Origin of the sequence: Henriciella sp. (genome assembly GCF_049649345.1) — a bacterium.
GTDB lineage: Bacteria > Pseudomonadota > Alphaproteobacteria > Caulobacterales > Hyphomonadaceae > Henriciella.
Window position 1 is genome coordinate 1 of sequence record NZ_JBARZC010000226.1, and the last position, 7,360, is coordinate 7,360.

Annotated in this window: 11 protein-coding genes; 7 read left to right on the forward strand and 4 right to left on the reverse strand. The window is 60.5% G+C overall.

What is annotated here, in order from left to right:
- Window positions 1-241: LysR family transcriptional regulator (locus WA989_RS05675; protein ID WP_424339536.1), on the reverse strand; the 241-nt coding region annotated here is incomplete at its 3' end.
- A gap of 271 nt (window positions 242-512) precedes the next feature.
- Here WA989_RS05675 and WA989_RS05680 point away from each other — a divergent pair.
- The 7 genes from WA989_RS05680 to WA989_RS05710 all read left to right on the forward strand — a co-directional run bounded on the left by WA989_RS05680 (window position 513) and on the right by WA989_RS05710 (window position 4,786).
- A complete protein-coding gene (locus WA989_RS05680) occupies window positions 513-1,091 on the forward strand; it encodes a GNAT family N-acetyltransferase (RefSeq protein WP_424339537.1) in 579 nt (192 codons plus the stop codon).
- A 244-nt stretch (window positions 1,092-1,335) separates the two neighbouring features.
- The gene (gene ffh / locus WA989_RS05685) at window positions 1,336-2,790 is read left to right on the forward strand and encodes a signal recognition particle protein (RefSeq protein ID WP_424339538.1); all 1,455 of its coding nucleotides are present in this window, start codon (window positions 1,336-1,338) and stop codon (window positions 2,788-2,790) included.
- Window positions 2,787-3,353, forward strand: coding sequence for a hypothetical protein (locus tag WA989_RS05690; RefSeq protein ID WP_424339539.1), 567 nt, complete (start codon window positions 2,787-2,789; stop codon window positions 3,351-3,353). Before ffh ends, WA989_RS05690 begins: the two co-directional genes overlap by 4 nt.
- Window positions 3,350-3,643, forward strand: coding sequence for a chorismate mutase (locus WA989_RS05695; protein ID WP_424339540.1), 294 nt, complete (start codon window positions 3,350-3,352; stop codon window positions 3,641-3,643). The genes WA989_RS05690 and WA989_RS05695 overlap by 4 nt, the downstream gene beginning before the upstream one ends.
- Window positions 3,640-3,768 carry a hypothetical protein gene (locus WA989_RS05700; RefSeq protein WP_424339541.1) on the forward strand — a complete coding sequence of 43 codons (129 nt, stop codon included), beginning with the start codon at window positions 3,640-3,642 and terminating at the stop codon, window positions 3,766-3,768. The genes WA989_RS05695 and WA989_RS05700 overlap by 4 nt, the downstream gene beginning before the upstream one ends.
- Before the next feature lie 20 nt (window positions 3,769-3,788).
- Window positions 3,789-4,304: a 30S ribosomal protein S16 gene (rpsP, locus tag WA989_RS05705; RefSeq protein WP_424339542.1), complete on the forward strand. Its 516-nt coding sequence runs from the start codon at window positions 3,789-3,791 to the stop codon at window positions 4,302-4,304.
- Between the two features lie 152 nt (window positions 4,305-4,456).
- Window positions 4,457-4,786 (forward strand): GIY-YIG nuclease family protein, encoded by a 330-nt coding sequence (locus WA989_RS05710; protein WP_424339543.1) that lies wholly within the window; start codon window positions 4,457-4,459, stop codon window positions 4,784-4,786.
- A 50-nt stretch (window positions 4,787-4,836) separates the two neighbouring features.
- Here WA989_RS05710 and lpdA read toward each other — a convergent pair whose 3' ends face one another.
- The 3 genes from lpdA to WA989_RS05725 all read right to left on the reverse strand — a co-directional run bounded on the left by lpdA (window position 4,837) and on the right by WA989_RS05725 (window position 7,176).
- On the reverse strand, window positions 4,837-6,225 hold the full coding sequence (gene lpdA, locus WA989_RS05715; RefSeq protein ID WP_424339544.1) for a dihydrolipoyl dehydrogenase: 1,389 nt from the start codon (window positions 6,223-6,225) through the stop codon (window positions 4,837-4,839).
- A gap of 83 nt (window positions 6,226-6,308) precedes the next feature.
- The gene (locus WA989_RS05720) at window positions 6,309-6,671 is read right to left on the reverse strand and encodes a hypothetical protein (protein WP_424339545.1); all 363 of its coding nucleotides are present in this window, start codon (window positions 6,669-6,671) and stop codon (window positions 6,309-6,311) included.
- Between the two features lie 91 nt (window positions 6,672-6,762).
- The gene (locus WA989_RS05725; protein ID WP_424339546.1) at window positions 6,763-7,176 is read right to left on the reverse strand and encodes a hypothetical protein; all 414 of its coding nucleotides are present in this window, start codon (window positions 7,174-7,176) and stop codon (window positions 6,763-6,765) included.
- Between the last annotated feature and the right edge of the window lie 184 nt (window positions 7,177-7,360).

Here is a 7,360-nt window from a genome sequence, read left to right on the forward strand (position 1 = left end):
GATCCGCGGCGTTCGACAATATGGCGCGGGCCCGCTCGACAGTGGCTTCGCCGGCCCGGGTCATTGAGGCGCCACGCGCTTCGCGCTCGACCAGCTGGACCCCCAGGATGGCTTCGATTTCCTTGATCGCAGACGACAGGGTCGGCTGCGTCACATTGCAGACCTCGGCGGCGCGGGAAAAGGATTTCTCCTCGGCCAGCGCGCACAGAAATTGAAGCTGTCTCAGGGTCGGGAGGTGCATCGAACCAATTTATTGTATTATCTATTGTTATAAAGCTGATTGATCGAGGGGTGATTTCAAGCGCTTTGCCGAAATCAATGCGAAAATAATATCCCGCCACGGATCTGTCAGGCGGAGAACGGCCCGCTGATGACGGTGCTCCGGTTTGCGAGTTTGGCCTCAAAAAAAGAAGTGATGACGCCTGATCTTTTTTTCCGCGCAAGCCTGCAGCGGGGATTGATCCGCACACCCGCCGTCACACATTTAGCGGATGGAACTCGGCGCCCCTGGTTTGGAGACATCGCGCATCCGGCTTGAGCCGCTGGGTGAGGGGCATCGCGAGCCGCTGAAGAAGAGCGCCGCGATCGACTTTATGTGGACCTCGATGCCGCTGATCGCGTCGGGGACGAGTTTCGAAGCCTATTTCGACCACACGCTGCGCATGGCCCAGCTCGGGACCGGACAGGGCATGGCAGCGGTTGAGAAGTCCAGCGGCAATCTGATCGGCCTCGCTGCCTTTCTCGTGCCCAACCGCCTGCACCGGCGCACCCGGATCGGCTATACCTGGATTGACCAGCCCTATCGCGGCACGGGCATGATAGACCATATCCAGCTGCTCATGTTGCGCCGCTCTCTCGGCTGGCGGGCAAGGCGGGTCGAGTGGCTCCTCTCGACGCGCAATGAACGCGCCATCGCCAGTGTCGAAAAGCTGGGCGCGACCCGTGAGGGCCTGCTGCGCCAGCATTCCCGGTTTGCTGATGGCAGCTGGGCCGACCTCGTCATCCTGTCGCTGATCGGCGAAGAGATTGTCGCTGCCGTCAGCGTGTTGTCGGCGCGTATCGATGAGCTTGTACCGGTGCCCGGCGCTTGATTTTGCCCGCAGGGCGTGCTTTAGGCGGCTCAAATTCCGCGCAAAACATGAAGCGCGCTTTTCCGGGACAGCAGCCTTGAGCCCGTTCCATCGCGATCCGAAGGAGAGCGGGGAACCTCAACGGACAGGAGCCCGGCGAAGCCCCCGCCCGGCGAAGTTTCGCTCAGCGGGGCTCTCATGCTTTGCGCGAAAGCCATGGAGCGCTTACCTGTCACCTATTGGCAGATGAGCAAGGAGTATCGCGATGTTTGACGCGCTGACAGATCGCCTCGGCGGCATATTTGACGGACTGACCGGGCGCGGCGCCCTGTCGGAGAAAGACGTCACGTCTGCGCTTCGCGAGATCCGCGTGGCGCTTCTGGAAGCCGACGTCGCGCTTCCCGTCGTCAAGGAGTTTATCGGCAAGATCAAGGAACGCGCGGTCGGCGAAGAGGTCATCCGCTCGGTGAAGCCCGGCCAGCAGGTCGTGAAGATCGTCCATGATGGCCTGGTCGACATGCTCGGCGGCGAGAACGCAGACACCGGCCTTCGCGTCGACAACCCGCCATCGGTCATCATGATGGCCGGCCTCCAGGGCTCTGGTAAGACGACGACGACGGCGAAGATCGCCAAGCGCCTCTCCGAACGCGACAAAAAGAAAGTCCTCCTCGCCTCGCTGGACGTGCGCCGCCCGGCCGCGATGGAACAGCTCGCCATTCTCGCCAAACAGGTCGGCGGCAGCGTCACCTCGCTCCCGATCGTTGAAGGCCAGATGCCGGCGGAGATTGCGCGCCGTGCGCTGCAGGCGGCCAAGCTTGGCGGTCATGATGTGGTCTTCCTCGATACCGCTGGCCGGACCTCCATCGACGAACAGATGATGGCCGAAGCGGCCGAGATCGCGAAGATCGCCCAGCCGAAAGAGACGCTTCTCGTCGCTGACGCGCTCACCGGTCAGGACGCGGTTGAGACGGCCCGCCGCTTCCATGAGCGCCTGCCGCTGACGGGCCTCGTCCTCACGCGTATGGACGGCGATGGCCGCGGCGGCGCAGCGCTGTCTATGCGCGCCGTCACCGGACTGCCAATCAAATTCCTCGGCACGGGCGAAAAGCTCGACGGCCTCGACGCGTTTGAGGCCAAGCGCGTGGCCGGACGCATCCTCGGACAGGGCGACATCGTCTCTCTCGTCGAGAAGGCCGGCGACCAGCTCGACGTCGAAAAAGCCGAGCGCATGGCCAAGAAGATGCGCAAGGGCGAGTTCGACCTGAATGATCTCGCCGATCAGCTCAAGCAGATGCAGAAAATGGGCGGCCTCGGCGGCATCATGGGCATGCTGCCCGGCGCGAAGAAAGCCAAGCAGGCCATGGAAGCGGCCAATATGGATGACAGCGTGCTGAAGCGTCAGGAAGCGATCATCTCTTCCATGACCAAGAAGGAACGCGCCAAGCCGGCCCTGCTCAATGCCTCGCGCCGCAAGCGCGTTGCCGCTGGCGCCGGTGTCTCCGTTCAGGACGTCAACAAGGTGCTGAAGATGCACCGCCAGATGGCCGACATGATGAAGAAGCTCGGCAAGGGCGGCATGAAAGGCATGATGAATGCGCTCGGCGGCGCGGGTGTTTCCCCAAGCGACATCGCCAAGATGGGCAAGGGCGGCATGCCCGGTATGGGCGGCGGCATGCCTCCGGGCGGCCTTCCCGGCCTTGGCGGGGGGAATAAGAAGTGAGTATTGCTCTCCGCTCTGCTGTAGGGGTTCTCCTCCTCGCGATTTGGCAGACGCCTTTTGTGGCGGCTGCGCAAACAAACGAACTCACGTCGACCGATGCCGGCCCTTTTGAACTGCCGCCAACCGCAGAAGGCATCACGTGCCGCGATATAGAGTTCTTACTGGAGCCAGACGTCACATTGGTCAGACAGTGCGGCATCGCCTACTCGCCCATGCTGCTGACAGTGGCTATCGAAGCTAAGTGTGTGGTGCGGGGTGATATCCCGCCAAACGGGATACCAGTTCCGCAAGCGTCAGCCTGCAATATTGCCTTCGATGATGATCCTGAACTTGAAGGTCTATTGCTGCCGGAAGAGGGCAAAGAGAATATCACGCGATGGTTTCGCAGTGCTGCGGAACTCTCCTTTGCCGGACATCGCTTCCACTTCACAGGGACACGTGCAGAAATTGGTCGGGCCAACACTCTGCTTCCCATCGAATTTCGAATTGGTGACGATGCTTCACAGATCGAGGAACCAGAGCTTGAATACACAAGAGACCTGGTTGGAGATCATTTCCAATGACGTCCGCCCTGCCCGAACTCGAACGTCTTCGCTCCAGCATAGACAATATGGATGCGATCCTGCTGCACACGCTGGCCGAACGCTTCAAGCTGACCCAGCAGGTCGGCGTGCTGAAGGCCAAGAATGACATGCCGCCAGCCGACAAGGCCCGCGAGGCGCGCCAGATCGAGCGGCTGCGCCAGCTGGCAGACGAGAGCGGCCTCGACCCGGCTTTCGCAGAGAAATTCCTCAATTTCATCGTGGCCGAAGTCATTCGCCACCACGAGAAAATCCGGGGGGACCAGTCATGATCCTCTCGACGTCCTTCACCGCTCATCCCGGCGAATGCCGGGACCTCGTGCCGCAAGCACGGGGATCGCTGGAAGAGATCCCGGCTTTCGCCGGGAAGAGCGGACTTCTGAACAAGACGCCATAAGACACTTAAGGAGATACACCATGGCCCTGAAAATCAGACTCGCCCGGGGCGGGTCCAAGAAACGTCCCTTCTACCGCGTTGTCGTTGCTGACAGCCGCGCCCCGCGCGACGGCCGTTACATCGAGAAGATCGGCACCTATGATCCGCGCCAGCCCAAGGACAGCGAAAACCGTGTCCAGATCGATGGCGAGAAAGCTGCCGACTGGGTCGCCAAAGGCGCTCAGCCGACCGAACGCGTCGCCCGCTTCCTGAGCCAGATCGAAGTGGACGGCAAACCGATCGTCACCTGGGAACATGGCAACAACCCGAACAAGGGCGAGCCAGGCACGAAGGCGAAAGAACGCATCGAGGAGAAGGCTGAAAAGGAAGCTGCCAAGAAGGAAGCTGAAGCCGAAGCCAAGAAGGCCGCCGAAGAAGCCAAGAACGCACCTGCTGAAGAAGAAGCGCCTGCCGAGGCTGAGGCCGAAGCCGAAGCTGAAGCACCGGCTGAAGACGCTCCCGCCGAAGAGGCAGCCGAGGAAGAGAAGACAAGCTAGTCTTTACTTGTCTGAGAAACGTAAAAGCCGGGCAGGAAACTGCCCGGCTCTTTTTTTATCCGCCCCTGACGGGATTAGAGTATTATTGCTCGTTCCGTCTGGACGCTTCATCCTTCGACAGGCTCAGGATGAGGAGGTGCGAGGAGAGTGCGGTGAGAGATTCAGGACCAGCAAGCTGGGTTTATATCGTCGAGTGCGCTGATCATTCCTATTACACAGGTAGTTATCGCGGGGCGGACATCGCCACCCGGATCGCCGAACACAACAGTAAAAAACATAAGAATGCCTACACCGCCAAGCGCCTGCCGGTCAGACTGGTCTTCGCCGCACCGTTTGAAATAATCGTTGAGGCTATCGCGTTCGAACGGCAGATCAAAGGCTGGTCACGCGCGAAGAAAGAAGCGCTGATCCGCGGCGATTATGATGCCTTGCCGGCGTTATCCCAATCGCGAACCCGGCCAAACCGGGCAACCTCATCCTGAGCCTGTCGAAGGATGAAGCCGCACGGTCCACCCTCTCGGCAGGCCCCAGCCTACATCTGCATCGTCCAGCCCTCGACGCCCATGGCGGCCTGGCGGACCGCTTCGGACATGGTCGGGTGGGCGTGGCAGGTGCGGGCGACATCTTCAGAAGCCGCCCCGAACTCCATGGCGACGCAGATCTCGTGGATCATTTCGCCAACGCCGACACCCATCATGTGGGCGCCGAGGATGCGGTCAGTCTTGGCGTCTGCGAGGACTTTCACAAAACCGGTCGTCTCATGATTGGTCCGCGCGCGGGAATTGGCCTGGAAGGGGAATTTGCCCTTCTTGTACTCGACGCCTTCTTCCTTGAGTTGCTCTTCGGTCTTGCCGACCCAGGCGATCTCGGGATTGGTGTAAACGACCGAGGGAACGAGATTATAGTCGACATGGCCGGCCTTGCCGGCGATCAGCTCGGCGACGGCTGCGCCATCATCCTCAGCCTGGTGGGCGAGCATCGGGCCGGGGATACAATCGCCAACCGCCCAGACGCCATCGGCCACCTTGAAGTGATCGGTGACCTCGATGACGCCGCGCTTGTCCGTCTTGCCGCCCACCTTCTCAAGGCCGAGACCTTCGGTGTAGGGGCGGCGCCCGACAGCAACGATCACGGCGTCGGCTTCGAGCACTTCCTCATCGCCGCCCTTGGCCGGCTCCATGAAGAGTTTGAGCTTTGTCTTCATCTTCTCGACGCCGGTCACTCTCATGCCGAGACGGAAGTCTAGACCCTGCTTCTTGAAGACCCGCTGGGCTTCCTTGGCGACCTCATTGTCCGCGCCCGGCATGATCCGGTCGAGATATTCGACAACTGTTACTTCAGATCCGAGCCGCGACCAGACCGAGCCAAGCTCAAGCCCGATCACCCCTGCGCCGATCAGGATCAGCTTCTTCGGCACCTCTTTCAGCGCGATCGCGCCGGTATTGGTGACGACGCGTTCCTCATCGATCTCGATGTTCGGCAGGGTGGATGGCTCGGAGCCGGTTGCGATGACGATATTCTTCGTATTGAGCGTCTTGCCGTCGACATCGACCTTGCCCGGGCCGGTGATCTTTCCAAAGCCCTTGATGTAGTCGACCTTGTTCTTCTTCATCAGGAATTCGACGCCCTGGGTCAGGCCGTCGACGGCCTCATTCTTCTGGCCCATCATGGCTTTGAGATCGAGCTCGACCTTGCCGGTCTTGATGCCCAAACCCGCAAAATCATTCTTGGCCGCGGCGAACAGTTCAGACGCATGCAGCAGCGCCTTGGACGGAATGCAGCCAACATTCAGGCAGGTACCGCCAAGCTTGCCGCGCTTCTCGATGATTGCGGTCTTGAGGCCGAGCTGGCCAGCGCGGATCGCGCAATTATAGCCGCCGGGGCCGCCCCCGATAATGACGACGTCATAGGTGTCTGCCATGGAATTTCCGCCTCAAACGGTTTGAGTGATAAAGTCGCCGCGAACCTAAGCACTGACGCAGCGAAATCAATGCAGCTTCGGCCTCATTTCCTGTGACAGAATATCAGGACGCCGGAGATCACCAGAAGGAAGGGGGCAAGCACGGCTTCATCGCGCCAAAGCGTGTAATCTGCCGACACCGCCATCAGACCTGTCATCGCCGCAAACAACAGCGCTCCAATCGAGAAAGCCCACGCCCCGCCGCGCACGGCCAGCACAGCCAGAAGGCCGCCGACAATCATCAGCGGGGTCGCGATGAAGCGCATCAGCGTGGTCGGGGGACTGAGCAGTTCGGTGGCAAGGTCAGAGCCAAAGGAGATCTGGCGCATTACGGGGTTGATCGTCTCCCACAGCATCCAGGCTGCGACGACGATGCCAACCAGTCCGGCCAGACGCCTGATCCACATGACAAATCCTCCCGCTCAGTCGAGCGTGCGCATCCTTTTCGGAATTGGCCGTTAAGGCAAGGCGTCGAAGTGTCAGAGCGGCGCGTAACCCTCAGGAAAACTCAGCCGTATCATATTCCGGGGCCTCGTCCTCGACCGTCTCGCGGCGCAGAACCATAAGGGCGAGGAAGAGAATGGTGAGTATGGAAAGATAGATATAGTCGTCCCGCCAGACGGAAATATCGTGGCGCCCCTGGATCAGACCGAAGGCGACGCAGGCGAACATGAAGGTCGAAATGCCTGCGAGCCAGGCCCCGCCGCGGCGCTCGGTCAGCGCGGCCAGTCCGGCAAGGAACGCGGCCATTGCGGACGTGATGCGGAGCATGACATCCGGCTCCATAATGGCTCCGGAAATGGTGAGATGAACCGTCGAATGGATGAAATAGGCAAGCCCGACGCCGACCTGCCACATGAACCAGGTCCCGAGAAGTCCAAGGCAAAATCCGCAGAATTGACGGAATCGCATTGCCGTATCTCCAATCGCCGAAACAGATTTGACGCTACTGATCGCGGGTCAACACTTAGTGAACCAGACCCGAAAGATTGACGGTTTTTCTATTTTGACGTCTAGAGTCCGCGCTTGGCCCGCATGCGCCGGCCCTCTGCGGCAAAATGGGCTCTCTGGCGGGCGATCGCGGCCGGGACAGGAC

What these genes read in the sequence shown, in the direction of transcription:
- rpsP (WP_424339542.1), top strand. Translation starts at nt 3,789, where the DNA reads ATGGCCCTGAAAATCAGACTCGCCCGGGGCGGGTCCAAGAAACGTCCC.
- WA989_RS05695 (WP_424339540.1), top strand. Translation starts at nt 3,350, where the DNA reads ATGACGTCCGCCCTGCCCGAACTCGAACGTCTTCGCTCCAGCATAGAC.
- lpdA (WP_424339544.1), bottom strand. Translation starts at nt 6,225, where the DNA reads ATGGCAGACACCTATGACGTCGTCATTATCGGGGGCGGCCCCGGCGGC.
- WA989_RS05725 (WP_424339546.1), bottom strand. Translation starts at nt 7,176, where the DNA reads ATGCGATTCCGTCAATTCTGCGGATTTTGCCTTGGACTTCTCGGGACC.
- ffh (WP_424339538.1), top strand. Translation starts at nt 1,336, where the DNA reads ATGTTTGACGCGCTGACAGATCGCCTCGGCGGCATATTTGACGGACTG.
- WA989_RS05700 (WP_424339541.1), top strand. Translation starts at nt 3,640, where the DNA reads ATGATCCTCTCGACGTCCTTCACCGCTCATCCCGGCGAATGCCGGGAC.
- WA989_RS05720 (WP_424339545.1), bottom strand. Translation starts at nt 6,671, where the DNA reads ATGTGGATCAGGCGTCTGGCCGGACTGGTTGGCATCGTCGTCGCAGCC.